The following is a 17993-nucleotide window of genomic DNA, read 5'->3' as shown; positions in this document are numbered from 1 at the left end:
GGCGCCATCAGAAGGTGAATCCCAGCCGCAGATGCAGCCGGATCTTGCCGGGGTCGACCCCGTAGGCCACGTCGGCCTGCAGCGGCCCGACCGGGCTGCGCCAGCGCACGCCGGCACCCACGCCGACCTTGGCGCGCATGTCGCGGACCTCGTCGGCCACCGCGCCGGCATCGACGAAGAGCGCGCTCTCGAATTCGGTCATCTCGCCGTTCCAGACGATGGGCCGTTGCCATTCGACGCTGCCGACCGCCATGTAGTTGCCAGCGAAGATCTGGTCGCCGACGGTGCGCGCACCGATCTGGCGATAGCTGTAGCCGCGCACCGTGGCGTCGCCACCGGTGAGGAACAGCAGCGTCGCGGGCACCTGCGCGCTGTCGCGCACATTGACCGCGCCGGCCTCGGCCCGCAACTGCAGGCGGCCGCGCCGGGCTTCGCCGCCGCCGTCGGCCTGCACCGTGCCGAAGGGCACGAAGCCCAGGCTGCGCGCATAGGTGCGGAAGAAGGGCGCCCGGTCGCCGAGCAGGGTCATGCCGGGGCCGGCTTCCACCGACACGCCCCAGCCGCGCGTGGGCGCGGTGGGGTTGTCGAAATAGCGGCCGGTCCAGTTCCAGGGCAGGCTGAAGGCGGCGGCCGAAGGCGGTGCGTCGACGCCGGAAGTGGTGGTCGTGGCGTAGTCGTACTGCAGGAAATAGCCGCGGTCGATGTGGTCGGTGCTCTTGGCCCGGCCGCCACGCAGCCGGCCGCTGTTGACCTGGTAGTCGCCGGTGATTTCGCGCTGCAGCCGCTCGGAGGTGACCCAGCGCCACAGGTCCTCGTCGGGCAGCGAACTCTGCTCGCTGCTGAGCAGCTTGGTCTTCTGGTCGATGGAGAGGCGCGACACCGCCCGCCAGCCGATCAGCGGCAGCTGGTTGTGGATGTGGTCGATGGAAAGCCGCGGGCCGCTGTCGGTGCTGACGCCCACGCCGAAGACCACCTTCTGAAAACGCGCGTCACGCACCTGGGCGACGACCGGCGCGGCCTCGGGCGTGCCGGCGTCGGTGTCGAGCGTGAGGAACACCGAGTCGTAGTAGCCAGTGGCCGCCAGCCGCTGTTGCGCGGCCAGCAGCTTGGCCTGGTCGTATTCGCCACCAATGGGCAGCAGGGCCATGCGCTGGGCGATCTCGGGTGGATAGCGTTCGGCGCCGCGCACCTGGATCGGACCGAAGCGGTAGGCGGGGCCGGAGTCGTAGGTGACGGCGAGCTTGGCCTTGTCGGTATCGGCATTCACGTCGGCGCGGCTGGCCGACACGCTGGCGGTGGGATAGCGCTGGGCGGTGATGCGGCGCAGGCCGGCGGTCTTGGAGCCGTCCCAGGCGTCCTGGGTGAAGGGCTGGCCCTCGCGCAGGCCCCAGCTTTCGGTGACTTCGCGGCGCTGGCGTGCGGCGGCGGGGTTCTGCGTGATGTCGCCGGCGAAGTTGATGTCGACGCCGTCGATGTGGGTCTGCGCACCGGGGTCGACCGCCACGATGACCTCGCGCGGCGCGCGCTTGCCCTCGGGGGTTTCGCGCAGCTCCACGCTGATGCGCGGCGCGAAGTAACCGAGCGTGCCGAGCAGGTCGCGCGCGTTGCCTTCGGCCGCGCCCAGCAGCCGGGAAAGCTCCTGGCCGTTGAGGTCGTCGAGCTGCCGGTAGCGCTGCAGCTCGAGGTGGAGGTTGAGGTAGTCGCGGATCTTGTCGGGCGCGCGCACGTCGAGGGTGAAGGCTTCGCGCTTGCGTTGGCCTTCGGGCTTGCGCGCATTGGCCTCGGCGGCCTGTGCGGCTTCGCCGGCGGAGAGCACGCGGTCGCCGGGCGGCGGCTCGTCGGTCTCGGCGGCGGTCTTCTTGCCTGGCATCAGGCTGCAGCCGCCGAGCAGCGCGATGGCGACCCCGCAAAGGGTGAGGCGCGCTGGTCGTAAAAACGCCGGCGACGGTGCCGGCGTACGAGCGGATGCAGAGGTGGAAGGTCGTCGGATAAGTTGGTGCTGGCGCCCGGTCATCGACTCATTTTGACAGCAGTCGCATGGCGTCCTCGAGGCCTTTGAGTGACAAAGGGTACATGCGCGCAGACATGATTTGTTGCACGAGTCCGATGCTTTGGCGGTAGCCCCACACGCCCTGCGGCTCGGGGTTGATCCAGGCGTAGTGGGGAAACGCGTGGGTGAGACGCTGCAGCCATTCGGCGCCGGCTTCCTCGTTGTGGTATTCGACACTTCCGCCCGGCTGCAGGATCTCGTAGGGGCTCATGGTGGCGTCGCCCACGAAAACCAGCTTGTAGTCGCGGCCGTAGCGGCGCATCAGGTCCCAGGTGTCGACCTTCTCGGTGAAACGGCGCCGGTTGTGTTTCCAGACGAAGTCGTAGACGCAGTTGTGGAAGTAGAAGAATTCGAGGTGCTTGAACTCGGTGCGCACCGCCGAGAACAGTTCTTCGACCCGCGCGACGTGGTCGTCCATGCTGCCGCCCACGTCCATCAGCAGCAGGAGCTTGACGGTGTTGCGCCGCTCCGGCCGCATGCGGATGTCGAGCCAGCCGGCATTGGCCGCAGTGCTGGCGATGGTGCCTTCCAGGTCGAACTGGTCGGGCGCGCCCTGGCGGGCGAAGCGCCGCAACCGGCGCAGCGCGACCTTGATGTTGCGGGTGCCGAGTTCCTGCGTGTCGTCGTAGTCGCGGTAGGCGCGCTGCTCCCACACCTTGACCGCGCTGCGGCCGCCGCCGGTGCCGCCGATGCGGATGCCCTGCGGATTGTGGCCGCCGTTGCCGAAGGGCGAGGTGCCGCCGGTGCCGATCCACTTGCTGCCGCCTTCGTGGCGGCCTTTCTGTTCGTCGAGCCGCTCCTTGAGCGTTTTCATCAGCTCGTCCCAGCCCATCTTCTGGATGGCGGCCTTCTGCTCGGGTGTGAGCTCGCGTTCGAGCATCTTGCGCAGCCAGTCCTCGGGGATCTGGCCGAGCTTGTCGGTGAGCATTTCCACGCCCTGGAAATAGGCGGCGAAGGCGCGGTCGAAGCGGTCGAAGTGCTTTTCGTCCTTCACCAGCACGGTGCGGGCAAGGTGGTAGAAGTCTTCGGTGGTGCCGACCTCGCCGCTGCCGTCGACACCCGGTCCCACCACGCCCGCCTGCAGCGCCTCGAGCAGCGCCAGGTATTCGGTGACCGACACCGGCAGCTTGGCGGCACGCAGGGTGAAGAAGAAGTCGATCAGCATGAAGAACCTCCGGGCCTGGATGGCGCGTCTAGTCGCGCGGCCGTTCGAGCTGGAATTGCAAATGGGCCTGCACCGTGGGCCATTCGTTGGCCAGGATGCTGAAGACCACCGTGTCGCGCAAGGTGCCGTTGCGCGCCACCCGGTGGTTGCGCAGCACGCCGTCCTGCTTCGCACCCAGGCGGGCGATGGCGGCGCGGCTCGCGTGGTTAAAGAAGTGGGTGCGGAACTCCACCGCCACACAGCCCAGCGCGTCGAAGGCGTGGCCGAGCAGCAGCAGCTTGGCCTGGGTGTTGAGCGCGGTGCGGCGCACGTCGCGGCGGTACCAGGTGCTGCCGATCTCCAGGCGCAGGTTGGGCGCGTCGATGTCCATGTAGCTGGTCATGCCGGCAAAGCGGCCGGCGGCGTCGCGCACCGCGAAAGGCAGCATGCGGCCACTGGCCTGCAGGCCCAGGCGCCGGTCGATCTCGGCGGCCATGGCCTCGGGCGCGGGGATGTCGGTGGTCCATTGCCGCCAGATCTCGCCCTCGGCGACGGCTTCGCGGGCCTCGTCGGCATGGGAGGGCGACAGCGGTTCGAGCGACGCGTGCGGGCCGCGCAGCGTCACCTGGGAAAGGGGCAGGTCGAGGGGCAGCAGAGGGGGCGCGAATCGGCTCATCGTGTCAGCGGTTGCGGGCGTTCATCGCCACGAGTTTTTCGAAAAGGCTCAGGTCCTGCTCGTTCTTGAGCAGCGCACCGACCAGCGGCGGCACGGTGAGCTTGCCGTCGGTGCCCTGCAGGGCTTCGAGCGGAATGTCTTCGGCCAGCAGCAGCTTGAGCCAGTCGAGCAGCTCGGAGGTGCTGGGTTTCTTCTTGAGCCCGGGCAGGGCGCGCACCTCGAAGAACAGCCGCATCGCCGCGGCCAGCAGCTCGCCCTTGAGCGTGGGGAAATGCACGTCGACGATGCGCTGCATGGTGGGCGCGTCGGGGAACCGGATGTAGTGGAAGAAGCAGCGGCGCAGAAACGCGTCGGGCAGCTCCTTCTCGTTGTTGGACGTGATGAACACCAGCGGCCGGTGCTTTGCGCGGATCAGCTCGCGCGTCTCGTAGCAATAGAACTCCATGCGGTCGAGTTCGCGCAGCAGGTCATTGGGAAACTCGATGTCGGCCTTGTCGATCTCGTCGATCAGCAGGGCCACCGGCCGGTCGGCGGTGAAGGCCTGCCAGAGCACGCCCTGCACGATGTAGTTGCGGATGTCGCGCACCCGCTCGCCCGATTCGGAGCCGGCGACCGAGGCCAGCTGGCTGTCGCGCAGCCGGCTCACCGCGTCGTATTCGTAGAGGCCCTGCTGGGCCTTGGTGGTCGATTTGATATGCCACTGCAGCAGGGGCATGCCGAGCGCCCGGGCCACCTCCTCGGCCAGCAGGGTCTTGCCGGTGCCGGGCTCTCCCTTCACCAGCAGCGGCCGCTGCAGGGCGATGGCGGCATTGACCGCCAGCATCAGGTCGGCCGTGGCCACGTAGTTCGATGTTCCCTGGAATTTCATGCAGTTCTCACCTGGTGGAGGGCCGTATCGCGCGGGCCGGTCTGCGGGTAATCCGCGAGGCGGCGACAGGCTGTTTGAGGAGGCCCCACGTCTATACTCGATCGACAAAGAACGTGAACCTTCCACTGGAATTGTGCGCGCAAAAATGACGAAGCTGACCACCACGATGAAGGCGCTCGCGCTGGTCGCCTGCGCTCTCGGCGCGACGCCGGCGCTCCAGGCGCAGGAGACCAAAGGCGATCCCAAGGCCGGCGCCCGCAAGGTCGACATGTGCATCGGCTGCCACGGCATCGTGGGCTACCAGGCGAGCTTCCCCGAGGTCTACAAGGTGCCCAAGATCTCCGGCCAGACCGCCACCTACCTCACCAGCGCGCTCACCGCCTACCGCGCCGGCGAGCGCCGCCACCCCAGCATGCGCGGCATCGCCGACACCCTGACCGACCAGGACATCGCCGACATCGCCGCCTACTACCAGCAGCACGGCCACGAGGACGGAGCGCAAGCGCTGGCCGCCGAGCCCTCGCGCAAGCCGAGCGCGCAGGTCGACGCGCTGCTCAAGAAGGGCATCTGCATCTCCTGCCACGGCGCGAATTTCTCCAAGCCCAACGACGCCTCCACGCCCAGGCTCGCCGGGCAGAACGCCGACTATCTCTACGTCGCCCTGCGGTCCTACAAGACCGAGCACAATCCCCAGTTCGGCCGCTCCAACGCCGTCATGGGCGCCTTGGTCAAGCAGTTCTCCAACGCCGAACTCAAGGCGCTGGCGAGCTACATCGGCTCGCTCGACGGCGAGTTGAAGACCGTGCCGGAGTCGCGCTTTCACCAGGCCCGCTGACCGGCGCCGGGCGCGTCATCGGTCCCGGCGGCGCCGGGCCGTACTTCCATCTGAAATCTGCATGGCTCGCTCGTCGCGCGAGGCCGACATCGGCACCACATTTTTTCGGGCCTGCCGATCGGCGGGTTCCAAAGAAGTTCTGCGACGTCGAGTCGAGGGAGTTTGCAGATGAAGAGTCTCGTGATCGCGTTGGCGGGTTGTCGTTGGGCGCGTGCGCGCTGGTCGAGCAGCAGCCGGAGATCGATCCGTCGGTGCTGTCCTTGTCGAGCCGAGGCAGTGTCGCGGTGGGCGTTCATGACGAGCGGCCGGAGGTGGTGAGTGGCGCCCGGGACCCGAGCGTCGTGGGCGTAGCCCGAGGCGGGTTGGGCCAGCCCTTCGATATCGCCACCGGCTCCGAGCGACCGCTCGCCGAAGACATCGCCATGCCTTGACGCGGGCGTTCCGGCGCAACGGCACCGACGTCAAGACGATCGTGATCGGCTCGGGCGATCCGGACCGCCTGGCGCGCCGGAACCTGGCGTCGAGCGGACAAAAGCGCGGACCGCTGCTCACCGTCAGGGAGTGGGAGGCCGACGCCTACCAGCAGGCCTCGCTCGCCTACGACCTGCGGCTGGCCGTGCTGGACCGCAACGGCGCGGTGCTCGCCGAGCAGACGGCCCAGGGAAATGAGACGCTGCCCGCCCGTGCGACCGAGTCGCCCGGCCAGGCGGTGCGCATCGCCTGCCGCAAGGCGCTGGACGCCCTGTTGAGCAAGGCCGACATCCGGAAGGCGCTTCAATAAGCGCGTGTCCGGCGCGGATCGGGCTCAGTCCTGCGTCGCGCGCCGCTGCACGCAGGCAACGTAGGCGTCGCCGTCCGGCGGCCGCCCGGCGCGCTGGCTCTCCCAGATCATCTTGCCCAGGCAGTCCATCGCCTCGTGATGCGCGTCGTGCAGCGAGCCACGGCGGCGCGCCAGCAGTTCCACCGCCTGGCGGATGCCACGCGGCTGGTCGATGGAGCATTGCTCGCTGATCGACAAATGCATCGACAGATGCAGAAACGGGTTCTGCTGGTCGCTGCCGGCCGGATAGACCCGGGCGATGGCCGCGTCGGCGTCCGACAGGTCCGCGTGGTACTCGGGATGCTCGGCGGTCCACATCGAGGCCAGCGTTTCCAGCGCTTCCATGGCATGACCGTCTCGCGCCTTGGCGTGCGCGCTGCAGAAAAAGCGGCGGACTTCCTGTTGTGACGGCTGAAACATGGCCAAAAGCGTAGCACGCACCCCAAGACCGCCCACGCTCGCCGGCCTTTGATGTCCTTTTCACGAAAAACGCGCAAACCGGTAAACTTCGGCCGGCACTATAAATTTCGAACAATTGTTCGAGATAAGAACAAATCTATTTCACCAGCCTGCCGACGGTGGGCCAGAGACACAAATCCATGATCAACAAGATTGCGGCCTCCGTGGCCGATGCGCTGGCCGACGTGCGTGACGGCTCGACCGTGCTGATCGGCGGCTTCGGCACTTCCGGCATTCCGGCCGAACTCATCGACGGCCTCATCGAGCAGGGTGCCAAGGACCTCGTCGTCGTCAACAACAACGCTGGCAACGGCGACACCGGCCTGGCCGCGCTGCTCAAGACCGGCCGGGTGCGCAAGGTGATCTGCAGCTTCCCGCGCCAGGCCGACAGCCATGTCTTCGACGGCCTCTACCGCAGCGGCAAGCTCGAGCTGGAACTGGTGGCGCAGGGCAATCTGGCCGAGCGCATCCGTGCCGCCGGCGCCGGCATCGGTGCCTTCTTCTGCCCGACCGGTTTCGGCACCGAGCTGGCCGAGGGCAAGGAAACCCGCGAGATCGACGGCAAGCAGTACGTGCTGGAGTACCCGATCCACGGCGACGTCGCGCTGATCAAGGCCGAGGCCGGCGACCGCTGGGGCAACCTCACCTACCGCATGGCCGCGCGCAATTTCGGCCCGGTGATGGCCACGGCCGCCGAGCTCACCATCGCCACCGTGCACACGCTGCACGAACTCGGCGAGATGGACCCCGAGGCCATCGTCACGCCGGGCATCTTCGTCAACCGCATCGTCCAGATTCCGCGCGTCGCCACGCAAGCCGGCGGCTTCAAGCAGGCCGCATAAGGAGACCGCCATGACCTACCAGAAACGCAGCAAGGACCAGCTGGCGCAACGCGTCGCGCAGGACATCTTCGACGGCGCCTACGTCAACCTCGGCATCGGCCAGCCGACGCTGGTGGCCAACCACATTCCCGCCGGACGCGAAGTCATCCTGCAGAGCGAGAACGGCATTCTCGGCATGGGCCCGGCACCGGCCAAGGGCAGCGAGGACTACGACCTGATCAACGCCGGCAAGCAGCCGGTGACGCTGCTGCCTGGCGGCGCGTTCTTTCACCATGCCGACAGCTTCGCGATGATGCGCGGCGGCCATCTCGACATCTGCGTGCTGGGCGCTTTCCAGGTGTCGGCACGCGGCGACCTGGCCAACTGGAGCACCGGCGAGCCGGGTGCGATTCCGGCCGTCGGCGGCGCGATGGATCTGGCCATCGGCGCCAAGCAGACCTGGGTGATGATGGATCTGCTGACCAAGCAGGGCGTCTCCAAGGTGGTGGAGCGCTGCAGCTATCCGCTCACCGGCCTGGGCTGCGTCAAGCGCATCTATTCCGACCTCGCCACGCTGGCCTGCACGCCCGAGGGCCTGCAGTTGATCGACACGGTCGAAGGCCTGAGCCGCGAGGAACTCTCCGAGCTGATCGGCCTGCCGATCGCCGCGCCCGCCGAGGCCGTGGCGGCATGATCCAACCCGATAACTCCAGAGACGACGACAGGACCTCCATGAGCAACCAGGCTTTCATCTGCGACGCCATCCGCACCCCCTTCGGCCGCTACGGTGGCGCGCTCTCCTCGGTGCGGGCCGACGACCTCGGCGCGGTGCCGCTCAAGGCGCTGATGGCACGCAACCCCAATGTGGATTGGGCGGCGGTCACCGACGTGATCTTCGGCTGCGCCAACCAGGCCGGCGAAGACAACCGCAACGTGGCGCGCATGTCCTCGCTGCTGGCCGGCCTGCCGATGGAGCTGCCCGGCTCCACCGTCAACCGCCTGTGCGGCTCGGGCATGGACGCCATCGGCACGGCGGCACGCGCCATCAAGGCGGGTGAAGCCGGTCTGATGATCGCCGGCGGCGTGGAAAGCATGAGCCGCGCGCCGTTCGTCATGCCCAAGGCCGAGTCGGCTTTCAGCCGCGCCAACGCGGTGTACGACACCACCATCGGCTGGCGCTTCGTCAACAAGCTGATGAAGCAGATGTACGGCGTGGATGCCATGCCCGAGACCGCCGAGAACGTGGCCGACGACTACCAGATCGACCGCCTGTCGCAGGACAAGATGGCCCTGGCCTCGCAGCAGCGCGCCGTCGCGGCGCAAAAGGCCGGCTACTTCGACGCCGAGATCACCCCGGTGACCGTGCCGCAGAAAAAGGGCGACGCCATCGTCGTCTCCAGGGACGAGCATCCACGCGACACCAGCATGGAAGCCCTCGCCAAGCTCAAGGGCGTGGTCCGCCCCGACGGCACGGTGACCGCCGGCAACGCCAGCGGCGTGAACGACGGCGCCTGCGCGCTGCTGCTGGCCGACGAAGCTTCGGCCAAGGCCCACAGCCTCACGCCGCGCGCACGCATCGTCGGCATGGCGACGGCCGGCGTGGCGCCGCGCGTGATGGGCATCGGCCCGGCGCCGGCCTCGCAGAAGGTGCTGGCGCTGACCGGGCTGTCGCTCGAACAGATGGACGTGATCGAGCTCAACGAGGCCTTCGCCGCCCAGGGCATCGCGGTGCTGCGCCTGCTCGGCCTGCAGGACGACGACCCACGCGTCAACCCCAACGGCGGCGCGATCGCGCTCGGCCACCCGCTGGGCGCTTCGGGCGCGCGGCTGGTGACCACGGCGGTCAACCAGCTGCACAAGAGCGGTGGCCGCTACGCGCTCTGCACCATGTGCATCGGCGTCGGCCAGGGCATCGCGGTGGTGCTCGAACGCGTCTGAACACGCATCGAACAAAACAATAGAACAGGGACGAAAGACACATGAGCAAGACACAAGCCACCGTGGTCAGCGGTGCCAGTTCCGGCATCGGCCGGGCCATCGCCGAGGCGCTGCTGGCGCACGGCCGCACGGTGGTCAACCTCGACTACAACCTGCCCGACTGGACGCATGAACGCCTGGTCTCCTTTCAGGCCGACCTGACCAGCGAAGCCGCCACGCGCGAGCGCGCCGCCGAGATCGCCGCCGCCTACGACGTGGTCGCGCTGGTGAACAACGCCGGCGCCACGCGGCCCGGCACCATCGACACCGCCACCAGCGCGCAGCTCGACGACGTGGTCGGGCTCCACCTGCGCGCGCCGATGCTGCTCACCCAGGCTTTCCTGTCTTCGCTGCGCGCCAGCGGGCAGGGCCGCATCGTCAACATGTCCTCGCGCGCGGCGCTGGGCAAGGTCGACCGCATCGTGTATTCGGCCACCAAGGCCGGCATGGTCGGGCTGACCCGCACCCTGGCGATGGAGCTCGGCCGCGACGGCATCACCGTCAACGCGATCGGCCCCGGCCCGATCGCCACCGAACTGTTTCGCAAGAGCAACCCCGAAGGTGCGCCGCAGACGCAGCGCATCCTCGACAGCATCGCCGTCGGGCGCATGGGAACCGCGGAAGACGTGGCACGCGCCGCGCTGTTTTTCCTGGCACCCGAGAACGGCTTCGTGACCGGCCAGATCCTCTACGTCTGCGGCGGCACCACCCTGGGTCAGGCGCCGGTTTAAGAGCGCTACCCCCGAAGTTTTTGCGGCAAACGCCGCGCCAGCGGACGGCCCTCTCCTGCACGACAGGCGAGGCCGTCCGGAAACTGCTCGCCACCAGCGCGAGCCCCCACCAAGGAGTCAAGACATGTCCACCCGCACCACCCACCTGCCACGCCGCGCGCTGCTCGCCACCGTCGCCTTCGCCGCTGCCGCCTGCTCCCTGCCGGCCCTCGCCCAAGGCGTGGCCAACTTCCCGAACAAGCCGATCACCATCATCGTGCCCTTCGCCGCCGGCGGCACCACCGACATCCTGGCGCGTCTGGTCGGCCAGTACCTGGGCACCGAACTCGGCCAGTCGGTCATCGTCGACAACCGCCTGGGCGCGGGCGGCAACATCGGCGGCCAGACCGCCGCACGTGCCCCGGCCGACGGCTACACCCTGTTCATGGGCACGGTCGGCACCCACGCGATCAACCAGGCGCTCTACAAGAAGATGCCTTTCGATCCGATCAAGGACTTCGCCCCCATCTCGCGCGTGGCCAACGTGCCCAACCTGCTGGTGGCCAACCCGCAGCAGCCGTTCAAGAACGTGCAGGAACTCATCGCCTACGCCAAGGCCCATCCGGGCAAGATCAACTTCGGCTCCTCGGGCAACGGCAGCTCCATCCACCTGTCGGGTGAGCTGTTCAAGATGATGACCAAGACGGACATGATCCACGTGCCGTACAAGGGCAGCGCCCCGGCCATGAACGACCTGCTGGGCAACCAGATCGCGATCATGTTCGACAACATGCCCTCGGCCATCCAGCACGTGCGCGCCGGCAAGCTGCGCCCGCTGGCGGTGACCACGGCCAAGCGCTCGCCCGAGCTGCCCGACGTGCCCACCATCGCCGAAGCCGGCGTACCCGGCTACGAGGCCACGTCGTGGTTCGGCCTGCTGGCACCGGCCGGCACGCCGGCCGACATCATCAACAAGATCGACGCCGCGCTGATCAAGATCTACACCAACCCCGAACTGCGCAAGAAGATCGCCGACCAGGGTGCCGAGCCGGTCGTGGAAAAGCCCGAGCAGTTCAGCGCCTTCATCAAGGCCGAAACCGCCAAGTGGGGCAAGGTGGTGCAGGAGTCCGGCGCGACCGTGGACTGATCGTCTTCGTCCTCGCTGCAGGAAAGCCGCGCCGGGCCTATGCTCGGCGTTCGGCCCGCCGACACCGTCAGCCCGGCGCCGCATTCGTGTGGCGGCCGGGCTTTTCTTCATCCCAGGAAATCAGCCCATGACCATCGAACGCTCGGCACTCAACCAGCTTTTTTTCGACGCCCGCACCGCCAACGGCTTCACCGACAAGCCGGTGCCCAAGGAACTGCTGGAGCAGGCCTACGACCTGGCCCGCTACGCGCCCACGTCCATGAACACCCAGCCGACCCGCTACGTGTTCCTGACCACGCCGGAAGCCAAGGCGCGGCTGCTGCCGGCCCTGTCGCCGGGCAATGTCGAGAAGACACGCGGCGCGCCGGTGACGGTCATCGTCGCCACCGACACGCAGTTCTATGAATACATGCCGCAGATCTGGCACGGCGAAGGCGCCAGGGAGATGTTCGAGGGCAACGCGACGATGGCCCAGGGCACCGCCATTCGCAACGGAACGCTGGGCGGCGCTTATTTCATCCTGGCGCTGCGTGCGGTCGGGCTGGACGTGGGCCCGATGAGCGGCTTCGACATCGCCAAGGTCAATGCCGAGTTCTTCCCGGATGGCCGGCTGCAGGCCAACTTCCTGATCAACGTCGGCTACATCGACACCACCAAGACCTTCAACCGCAACCCGCGACTGTCGTTCGAGCAGGCGGTGACGGTGCTTTGAGCCGAACGTAAAAAAGCGCCTGCCGATCTTGTCGATCGACAGGCGCCAGTGGGCGCGAGCAGAAGAAAGCGCCGGGCTTTGTAGTGGAAGGCTTAGAAGCTCAACGCGTCGCCGCGTTCGATTTCGCCCGAGCGTTCGGCCTGGACGGCGGCGCTGCGCACGGCGGCACGGTCGACATGGCTGTCGCCAGGAGCGGCGGCGATCACGTTGTAGCCGTAGGCTTCACCCACGGTGGATGCACCACCGCGGCGGGCCGATGCCAGGCTGGCGGCCTGGGCCGAGCCGAAGGAGCGGGCCGACTGCACTTGCAGCGGCTGGCCGGCCTGGCTGTCGCCTTCACCCATGGGAGCAGCCTGGGCGGCGGCGCCGGCGGCGAAAAGAGCTGCGATGACACTTGCCTTGATCACATTACGTGCGTTCATGATGGTTTCCTTCAGATGATGTTTGCTTTTGGTTTTCCGCTTCTCCCGCTTGCAGGCCGGAAGGGCGTCTCGGTGCGTCGTAGCGTTTAGGTTGCGGCTCATCGATGGAGTGACTTTAGGCCTGTGACGGGTTGGTGAAAACCCGTTGGCCGGCAAATCACCGTTGCTGCAAATGGAATAATCATGCGAGTGCGTCCGACATCCGGACGCCGTTTCCCTGGCATCCCCAGGCATATCCAGATGGACCGGCTGCAGTCGATGAAGGTGTTCCAGCGCGTGGCCGACGAGGGCAGCTTCGCGGCGGCGGCGCGCGCACTCGACCTGTCGCCCGCGGCGGTGACCCGCTTCGTGATCGACCTCGAAAAGCACCTGGGCACGCGGCTCCTGCAGCGCACCACCCGCCGCATCGCGCTCACCGAGGCGGGCGACCATTACCTCACCCGCCTGCGCGGCATCCTCGCCGAGCTCGACGAAGCCGAAAGCGCCGCCTCGGCCCACAGCCGCGAGCTGCGCGGTGTGCTGCACATGATCGCCACGCCGGTCCTCGCCTCGTACTTCCTGGCACCCCGCGTGGCCGCGTGGACGCTGCGGCATCCGAAGGTGGTGCTCGACATCACCGTCGACGCGATTCCGCAGACCCGGGTGGAGGAGTTCGACCTCACCTTCCTCATCGAGGACGAGAACTTCGACGCCAACCTGGTGGCGCGCCCGCTGATGCACGGCGAATGGCTGTTCTGCGCCTCGCCCGGCTACCTGGCTCGCGCCGGCATTCCCCTGGTGCCGCACGACCTGCGCGAACACCATTTCCTGCGCCAGCAGCGGCGCGGCGGCGGCCGGCGCATCCGCCTGCTGCCGGCCAGCGGTGCGGGCGAGGCGATCGACGTCGACGCCAACGTCACCCTGCAGTCCATGCACTCCGACGTACTGCACCGCGCGGCGCTCGACGGTGCCGGCATCGCGTTGCTGTCGCGCCTGCTCACCACCAACCAGATCGCCAGCGGCGAGCTGGTGCATGTGCTGCCCGACTGGGTCGGCGGGCGCTACACGCTCTACGGCGCCATGCCGTCGCGCCAGCTGGTGCCGGCACGCAGCCATGCGTTCCTGGAGTTCCTGCGCGAGCCCTTCGTGCCGGTGCGCGAATCGCCGGGCCGCTTCACCGTCTAGGCCGAAGCCCCGCCGAATCCGTTCTGCCGCCAGGCTTCGAACACCGTCACCGCCACCGCGTTGGAGAGGTTCAGGCTGCGCTGGCCGGCGCGCATCGGCAGGCGCAACCGTTGCTCCGGTGGAAAGAATCCATCGCGTAAATCTGTCGGCAAACCGCTCGTCTCCGAGCCGAAGACCAGCCAGTCGCCAGGCTGGAAGGCGATTTCGTGGGCCGGTCGGCTGCCCCGGGTGGTGAGGGCGAACATGCGGGTAGCCTCGGGTCTGGCCTGGTCGAGCAGGGCCTGCCAGTCTGCATGGCGCTGCACCTCGGCGAACTCGTGGTAGTCGAGCCCGGCGCGCCGCAGCAGGCGGTCTTCCATGGAGAAACCGAGTGGCTCCACCAGGTGCAGGCGGCAGCCGGTGTTGGCCGCGAGCCGGATCACGTTGCCGGTGTTGGGCGGGATTTCCGGGTGGACGAGGACGATGTTGAACATGGCCGCGATTGTCGCGGTGCGCGGTTCAGCCCCGCGGCGTGCGCGCCAGCACCACCGCCGACACCGACGCCGCGCCCGCCTGCCGCAGCGTGCGCGCTGCTTCGTGCAGGGTGGCGCCGCTGGTCATGACGTCGTCAACCAACAGCACCCGTCGCCCGGCGATGCGTCCGATGCGCGACGGTTCGACCGCGAAGGCGCCGCGCACCTGCGCCTGGCGCGAGCGGCGGTCCATGCCGCTGAGCGCCGGGGTGTGCCGGATGCGCAGCAGCGTCGAGACGTCGCCGTGCGCGGGGGCGAGGCGGCGCACGAGCAGTGCGGACTGGTTGAATCCCCGCTCGCGCAGACGCTCGGCCGACAACGGCATCGCGCACACCACGTCGGCGGCTTCCAGCGCCGGCTCCACCCAGGGCGCGCTGCGCAGCAACTGCGACAGCGCCCGGGCGAGGCCGGGCTCGCCCCGGAACTTCAGCGCGACGATGCTGCGGTCCCACGGGTAGCCGTAGCCGACGGCAGCCACGCAGCCGTCGAGCGGCGGCGGCTCGCGCAGGCAGGCGCCGCAGCGGGCGATGCCGGCGGGCACCTCGCTGGCGCAGGTGGTGCAGCGCGGCCACCGGTCGCGCGAAACGGCGCACGCAGTCGTCGCAGAAGGTGCGCGCCGGCCAGGCCGCGCAGATGGTGCAGATGCCCGCCGGACCCTTCAGGCCGGACAGCCGGGGCAGGGCGGCGATCCAGCGGGTCGACCGGGTCATGCGGGAGGAGGCGGGCGAAACATGGAGCGGCTCAATATACTCGGCGCCCTCAGGCCATCCAGGCGTTCCGCCGGCCCCTTTTTCCTGGCCTTTGCTGGCCCCCTCCTGGCCCTTCTGGCCCGAACAGTGCCCTCCGACCTGCCTCCCACCATCGCCCCACCTGCCGCCGACCGCTGGCTGCGCCTGCCGCCGGCGGCGTCCGCCGCATCGCCCTGGCTGCACGAGGAGGTCGCCCGGCGCATGGAGCAGCGCCTGGAGTGGATCGTCGCCAAGCCCGGCCGCTGGGCGCACTGGTTCCCGCTGCGTGGCGGGCTCGAGGGCCACGCGGCAGTGCAGCGGCGTTTTCCGGATGCCGGCTTCGATGTGGTCGAGTCCACGCCGGAGCGGGCGGCCGCCGCGCGCACCGCGCTGGAGGCGCCCTGGTGGAGTCCGCGCCGCTGGGGCGTCGGCGCCGCCGCGCCCCGCTTCCTGGCCGCGCCCGCGCAACTGCCGGCGCCTCGCAGCGTCGACATGCTCTGGGCCAACATGGCCCTGCACGCGGCGGCCGACCCGCAGGCGCTCATCGGCCAGTGGCACCAGGCGTTGGCGGTCGACGGCTATCTGATGTTTTCCTGCTTCGGCCCGGACACGCTGCGCGAGTTGCACCGGGTGTACGCCGCCCACGGCTGGCCGGCCGCCGGCCACGCCTTCACCGACATGCACGACTGGGGCGACATGCTGGTGCACGCCGGCTTTGCCGAACCGGTGATGGACATGGAGCGCATCGTGCTCACCTACGAAAACCCGGAGCGCCTGCTCGCCGAACTGCGCGAGATCGGCCGCAACCTGCATCCGGCGCGCTTTCCCGCGCTGCGTGGGCGGGGCTTTCGCGCGCGGCTGCTCCACGCCCTGGCCGAGGCGCTCGCCACCCCGGCCGAGGGCGGGCGTCTGAGCGTCACCTTCGAGATCGTCTACGGCCACGCCTTCAAGCCGCTGCCCAAGGCGCGCCTGGCGCCGGAGAGCTCCGTGGGGCTGGAGGACATGCGCCGCATGCTGCGCCGAGGCCCCGCCGCCGGGGCCTGACGGACTCGGTCGAACCGCATTTACCCAGGCGCGACACCGGGGTTGCACGGGTATCCGAAGGTAAGCCCCGGGATAGAATCGTCGCTACTCGGGCTTTGGGAATCCTCCCTGCGCGCGGTGGCTTCCGGCGCCGTTCTATCCCCCTCACATCCGTGTCGAACCTCGTTCTTCGCTTCGCTACCGTCTCGGGTCAGGGCCTGCACTGGTGGCTCAAGCGCAACTGCTCGGTCACGCCGACGCAGCTGGCGTGGGTGTATGTCTCGCTGTGCCTGGTCTCGCTGACCATCGCCGGATTCTTCTGGTCGATGGGCGCACGCCTGGTCATGCCCTTCGCCGGGATCGAGCTGGTCGCCGTGGGCGCGGCCTTCCTGGCCTATGCGCGCCACGCCACCGACGGCGAGCGCATCTCGCTCACCGACGCCGGTCTGGTCATCGAATGTGAAACCGCCGGCCGGCTGGAGCGGGCCGAATTCCGTCGCGAATGGGTGCGGGTTGAACCGACGGTCGGCGATCGTTCGCTGATCCGCGTGTCGGCCCGGGGCAGGTCGGTCGAGGTGGGGCGCTTCGTCCGGCCGGAACTGCGGCCCGCGCTGGCCACCGAGATCCGCCGGGCCCTGCGCGCCGCCTGAGGCGCGCCGGTTGCGCGGATCTCGTCCCGGCGGCGTGCGGCGCGGCGGAAGTTTGGTTTTAAGAATGACACAAATGAAGACGATGAAGCGCATCCCCACAGTCGCCCGGGTCCTGCCCCTGGCCGCCGCCGGCATCGCCACCGCCGCGCATGCGGTGGGCGACCTGCCGGGTGGGCCGGCGGTGCGCCAGCTCAATCTTCCGGTGGGTGTCACCAAGATTTCGGAAGACCAGCATCTGCTGCACTCCGGCATGCTCATCACCTGCACCGTGATCTTCGTGGCGGTGTTCGCGGTGATGTTCTATTCCATCTGGAAGCACCGCAAGTCCAAGGGCTACCAGGCCGCCAACTTCCACGAGTCGGTGTTCGTGGAAATCGCCTGGACCGTGATCCCGTTCCTCATCGTGATCGTGATGGCGCTCACCGCCACCCGCACGCTGGTGGCGCAGAAGGACACCAGCAACGCCGACCTCACCATCAAAGCCACCGGCTACCAGTGGAAATGGGGTTACGACTACCTCAACGGGGAGGGCGCCGGCCTGGGTTTCGTCTCGACGCTGCTGCCGGCGCACCGCGAGCTGTCCAACAACGGCGCCAAGGGACAGATCCCCGACAACTACCTGCTGGAGGTCGACAACCCGCTGGTGGTGCCGGTCGACAAGAAGATCCGCATCATCACCACCGCCAACGACGTGATCCACGCTTTCGCGGTGCCTCAGTTCGGCATCAAGCAGGACGCGATTCCCGGCTTCGTGCGCGACACCTGGTTCCGCGCCGAGAAGACCGGCGACTACTACGGCCAATGCCAGGAGCTCTGCGGCAAGGAGCACGCCTACATGCCGATCCACGTGAAGGTGGTGTCCGCCGCCGACTACACCGCCTGGGTGACCGACCAGCAGAAAAAGGCGGCGGCCAAGCAGGACGACCCCAACAAGGTCTGGACGCTGGCCGACATGCTGCCGCGCGGCGAGAAGGTCTACACCGCCAACTGCGCCGTCTGCCACCAGGCCAACGGCAAGGGCGGCGGTCCGATCAAGCCGCTCGACGGCAGCGCCAAGGTGACCGACGCCGACCACACGGTGCAGATCCACGTGCTGCTCAACGGCCAGAACAACAACACCATGCCGTCCTGGAAACAGCTGAGCGACACCGACCTCGCGGCGGTCGCCACCTATACCAAGAACAGCTGGTCCAACAAGACCGGTCAGCTGGTGCAGCCCTCCGAAGTGCTGGCGCAGCGCAACAAGTAAGAGACGGCACTGAGCCACCAGGAAAA

General features: G+C 68.3%; 21 protein-coding genes. 13 read left to right on the top strand and 8 right to left on the bottom strand.

Annotated features, from left to right (window positions below):
• Positions 1-7: 7 nt before the first annotated feature.
• Genes R9X41_RS21185 through R9X41_RS21170 form a run of 4 tightly spaced genes read right to left on the bottom strand, consistent with a single transcriptional unit; the run spans position 8 to position 4738 of the window.
• Positions 8-2014 carry an autotransporter assembly complex protein TamA gene (locus R9X41_RS21185; protein ID WP_412556636.1) on the bottom strand — a complete coding sequence of 669 codons (2007 nt, stop codon included), beginning with the start codon at positions 2012-2014 and terminating at the stop codon, positions 8-10.
• 4 nt (positions 2015-2018) lie between these two features.
• A complete protein-coding gene (locus R9X41_RS21180) occupies positions 2019-3215 on the bottom strand; it encodes a vWA domain-containing protein (protein WP_318632414.1) in 1197 nt (398 codons plus the stop codon).
• A gap of 28 nt (positions 3216-3243) precedes the next feature.
• Positions 3244-3870, bottom strand: coding sequence for a GNAT family N-acetyltransferase (locus tag R9X41_RS21175; protein WP_318632413.1), 627 nt, complete (start codon positions 3868-3870; stop codon positions 3244-3246).
• A gap of 4 nt (positions 3871-3874) precedes the next feature.
• Entirely contained in the window at positions 3875-4738 is an 864-nt protein-coding gene (locus R9X41_RS21170) for an AAA family ATPase (protein WP_318632412.1), read from the bottom strand.
• Positions 4739-4883: 145 nt separating this feature from the next.
• Between R9X41_RS21170 and R9X41_RS21165 the strand changes: the two genes are divergently transcribed.
• The 3 genes from R9X41_RS21165 to R9X41_RS21155 all read left to right on the top strand — a co-directional run bounded on the left by R9X41_RS21165 (position 4884) and on the right by R9X41_RS21155 (position 6354).
• Positions 4884-5573, top strand: coding sequence for a c-type cytochrome (locus tag R9X41_RS21165; RefSeq protein WP_318632411.1), 690 nt, complete (start codon positions 4884-4886; stop codon positions 5571-5573).
• Positions 5574-5770: 197 nt separating this feature from the next.
• Positions 5771-6004, top strand: coding sequence for a hypothetical protein (locus tag R9X41_RS21160; protein WP_318632410.1), 234 nt, complete (start codon positions 5771-5773; stop codon positions 6002-6004).
• On the top strand, positions 6001-6354 hold the full coding sequence (locus R9X41_RS21155) for a hypothetical protein (RefSeq protein WP_318632409.1): 354 nt from the start codon (positions 6001-6003) through the stop codon (positions 6352-6354). The genes R9X41_RS21160 and R9X41_RS21155 overlap by 4 nt, the downstream gene beginning before the upstream one ends.
• 24 nt (positions 6355-6378) lie before the next feature.
• Here the strand turns inward: R9X41_RS21155 and R9X41_RS21150 are convergent, their stop codons facing one another.
• On the bottom strand, positions 6379-6813 hold the full coding sequence (locus R9X41_RS21150; RefSeq protein WP_318632408.1) for a DUF1841 family protein: 435 nt from the start codon (positions 6811-6813) through the stop codon (positions 6379-6381).
• Between the two features lie 179 nt (positions 6814-6992).
• On the opposite strand from R9X41_RS21150, the gene R9X41_RS21145 reads away from it, so the two are divergent.
• From R9X41_RS21145 to R9X41_RS21120, 6 genes are all read left to right on the top strand, one after another.
• Positions 6993-7694, top strand: a complete 702-nt coding sequence (locus R9X41_RS21145) for a 3-oxoacid CoA-transferase subunit A (RefSeq protein WP_318632407.1) — start codon at positions 6993-6995, stop codon at positions 7692-7694.
• A gap of 10 nt (positions 7695-7704) precedes the next feature.
• Complete coding sequence (locus tag R9X41_RS21140) at positions 7705-8367, top strand: 3-oxoacid CoA-transferase subunit B (RefSeq protein WP_318632406.1); 663 nt, start codon at positions 7705-7707, stop codon at positions 8365-8367.
• Positions 8368-8405: 38 nt separating this feature from the next.
• Positions 8406-9611 (top strand): 3-oxoadipyl-CoA thiolase, encoded by a 1206-nt coding sequence (pcaF, locus tag R9X41_RS21135; RefSeq protein ID WP_318632405.1) that lies wholly within the window; start codon positions 8406-8408, stop codon positions 9609-9611.
• A gap of 41 nt (positions 9612-9652) precedes the next feature.
• Positions 9653-10381 carry an SDR family NAD(P)-dependent oxidoreductase gene (locus R9X41_RS21130; RefSeq protein ID WP_318632404.1) on the top strand — a complete coding sequence of 243 codons (729 nt, stop codon included), beginning with the start codon at positions 9653-9655 and terminating at the stop codon, positions 10379-10381.
• A 124-nt stretch (positions 10382-10505) separates the two neighbouring features.
• Complete coding sequence (locus tag R9X41_RS21125; protein WP_318632403.1) at positions 10506-11507, top strand: Bug family tripartite tricarboxylate transporter substrate binding protein; 1002 nt, start codon at positions 10506-10508, stop codon at positions 11505-11507.
• Positions 11508-11634: 127 nt separating this feature from the next.
• Positions 11635-12219, top strand: coding sequence for a malonic semialdehyde reductase (locus R9X41_RS21120; RefSeq protein ID WP_318632402.1), 585 nt, complete (start codon positions 11635-11637; stop codon positions 12217-12219).
• Between the two features lie 92 nt (positions 12220-12311).
• Here R9X41_RS21120 and R9X41_RS21115 read toward each other — a convergent pair whose 3' ends face one another.
• Positions 12312-12641 (bottom strand): hypothetical protein, encoded by a 330-nt coding sequence (locus tag R9X41_RS21115; RefSeq protein WP_318632401.1) that lies wholly within the window; start codon positions 12639-12641, stop codon positions 12312-12314.
• Positions 12642-12881: 240 nt separating this feature from the next.
• Between R9X41_RS21115 and R9X41_RS21110 the strand changes: the two genes are divergently transcribed.
• Complete coding sequence (locus tag R9X41_RS21110) at positions 12882-13805, top strand: LysR family transcriptional regulator (protein WP_318632400.1); 924 nt, start codon at positions 12882-12884, stop codon at positions 13803-13805.
• Here R9X41_RS21110 and trmL read toward each other — a convergent pair.
• Both trmL and R9X41_RS21100 read right to left on the bottom strand, forming a co-directional pair.
• A complete protein-coding gene (gene trmL / locus R9X41_RS21105) occupies positions 13802-14278 on the bottom strand; it encodes a tRNA (uridine(34)/cytosine(34)/5-carboxymethylaminomethyluridine(34)-2'-O)-methyltransferase TrmL (protein ID WP_318632399.1) in 477 nt (158 codons plus the stop codon). The two genes, R9X41_RS21110 and trmL, sit on opposite strands and share 4 nt — an antisense overlap.
• Positions 14279-14303: 25 nt before the next feature.
• Entirely contained in the window at positions 14304-14858 is a 555-nt protein-coding gene (locus R9X41_RS21100) for a ComF family protein (RefSeq protein ID WP_318632398.1), read from the bottom strand.
• 295 nt (positions 14859-15153) lie between these two features.
• On the opposite strand from R9X41_RS21100, the gene R9X41_RS21095 reads away from it, so the two are divergent.
• From R9X41_RS21095 to coxB, 3 genes are all read left to right on the top strand, one after another.
• Positions 15154-16089: a class I SAM-dependent methyltransferase gene (locus R9X41_RS21095; protein ID WP_318632397.1), complete on the top strand. Its 936-nt coding sequence runs from the start codon at positions 15154-15156 to the stop codon at positions 16087-16089.
• Between the two features lie 152 nt (positions 16090-16241).
• A complete protein-coding gene (locus R9X41_RS21090) occupies positions 16242-16718 on the top strand; it encodes a DUF2244 domain-containing protein (RefSeq protein WP_318632396.1) in 477 nt (158 codons plus the stop codon).
• 82 nt (positions 16719-16800) lie between these two features.
• Entirely contained in the window at positions 16801-17967 is a 1167-nt protein-coding gene (gene coxB, locus R9X41_RS21085; protein ID WP_318635296.1) for a cytochrome c oxidase subunit II, read from the top strand.
• The last annotated feature ends 26 nt before the right edge of the window (positions 17968-17993 follow it).

Source organism: Xylophilus sp. GOD-11R, from assembly GCF_033546935.1.
Lineage (GTDB): Bacteria > Pseudomonadota > Gammaproteobacteria > Burkholderiales > Burkholderiaceae_C > Xylophilus.
The sequence above is the reverse complement of the archived record's forward strand: the minus strand, read 5'-3'. Positions and strand labels throughout refer to the sequence as shown.

Excerpts from the sequence above, each read along its gene's own strand:
- R9X41_RS21185 (WP_412556636.1), bottom strand. The coding sequence starts at position 2,014 with ATGACCGGGCGCCAGCACCAACTTATCCGACGACCTTCCACCTCTGCA.
- R9X41_RS21180 (WP_318632414.1), bottom strand. The coding sequence starts at position 3,215 with ATGCTGATCGACTTCTTCTTCACCCTGCGTGCCGCCAAGCTGCCGGTG.
- R9X41_RS21175 (WP_318632413.1), bottom strand. The coding sequence starts at position 3,870 with ATGAGCCGATTCGCGCCCCCTCTGCTGCCCCTCGACCTGCCCCTTTCC.
- R9X41_RS21170 (WP_318632412.1), bottom strand. The coding sequence starts at position 4,738 with ATGAAATTCCAGGGAACATCGAACTACGTGGCCACGGCCGACCTGATG.
- R9X41_RS21165 (WP_318632411.1), top strand. The coding sequence starts at position 4,884 with ATGACGAAGCTGACCACCACGATGAAGGCGCTCGCGCTGGTCGCCTGC.
- R9X41_RS21150 (WP_318632408.1), bottom strand. The coding sequence starts at position 6,813 with ATGTTTCAGCCGTCACAACAGGAAGTCCGCCGCTTTTTCTGCAGCGCG.
- R9X41_RS21145 (WP_318632407.1), top strand. The coding sequence starts at position 6,993 with ATGATCAACAAGATTGCGGCCTCCGTGGCCGATGCGCTGGCCGACGTG.
- R9X41_RS21140 (WP_318632406.1), top strand. The coding sequence starts at position 7,705 with ATGACCTACCAGAAACGCAGCAAGGACCAGCTGGCGCAACGCGTCGCG.
- pcaF (WP_318632405.1), top strand. The coding sequence starts at position 8,406 with ATGAGCAACCAGGCTTTCATCTGCGACGCCATCCGCACCCCCTTCGGC.
- R9X41_RS21130 (WP_318632404.1), top strand. The coding sequence starts at position 9,653 with ATGAGCAAGACACAAGCCACCGTGGTCAGCGGTGCCAGTTCCGGCATC.
- R9X41_RS21125 (WP_318632403.1), top strand. The coding sequence starts at position 10,506 with ATGTCCACCCGCACCACCCACCTGCCACGCCGCGCGCTGCTCGCCACC.
- R9X41_RS21120 (WP_318632402.1), top strand. The coding sequence starts at position 11,635 with ATGACCATCGAACGCTCGGCACTCAACCAGCTTTTTTTCGACGCCCGC.
- R9X41_RS21115 (WP_318632401.1), bottom strand. The coding sequence starts at position 12,641 with ATGAACGCACGTAATGTGATCAAGGCAAGTGTCATCGCAGCTCTTTTC.
- R9X41_RS21110 (WP_318632400.1), top strand. The coding sequence starts at position 12,882 with ATGGACCGGCTGCAGTCGATGAAGGTGTTCCAGCGCGTGGCCGACGAG.
- trmL (WP_318632399.1), bottom strand. The coding sequence starts at position 14,278 with ATGTTCAACATCGTCCTCGTCCACCCGGAAATCCCGCCCAACACCGGC.
- coxB (WP_318635296.1), top strand. The coding sequence starts at position 16,801 with ATGAAGCGCATCCCCACAGTCGCCCGGGTCCTGCCCCTGGCCGCCGCC.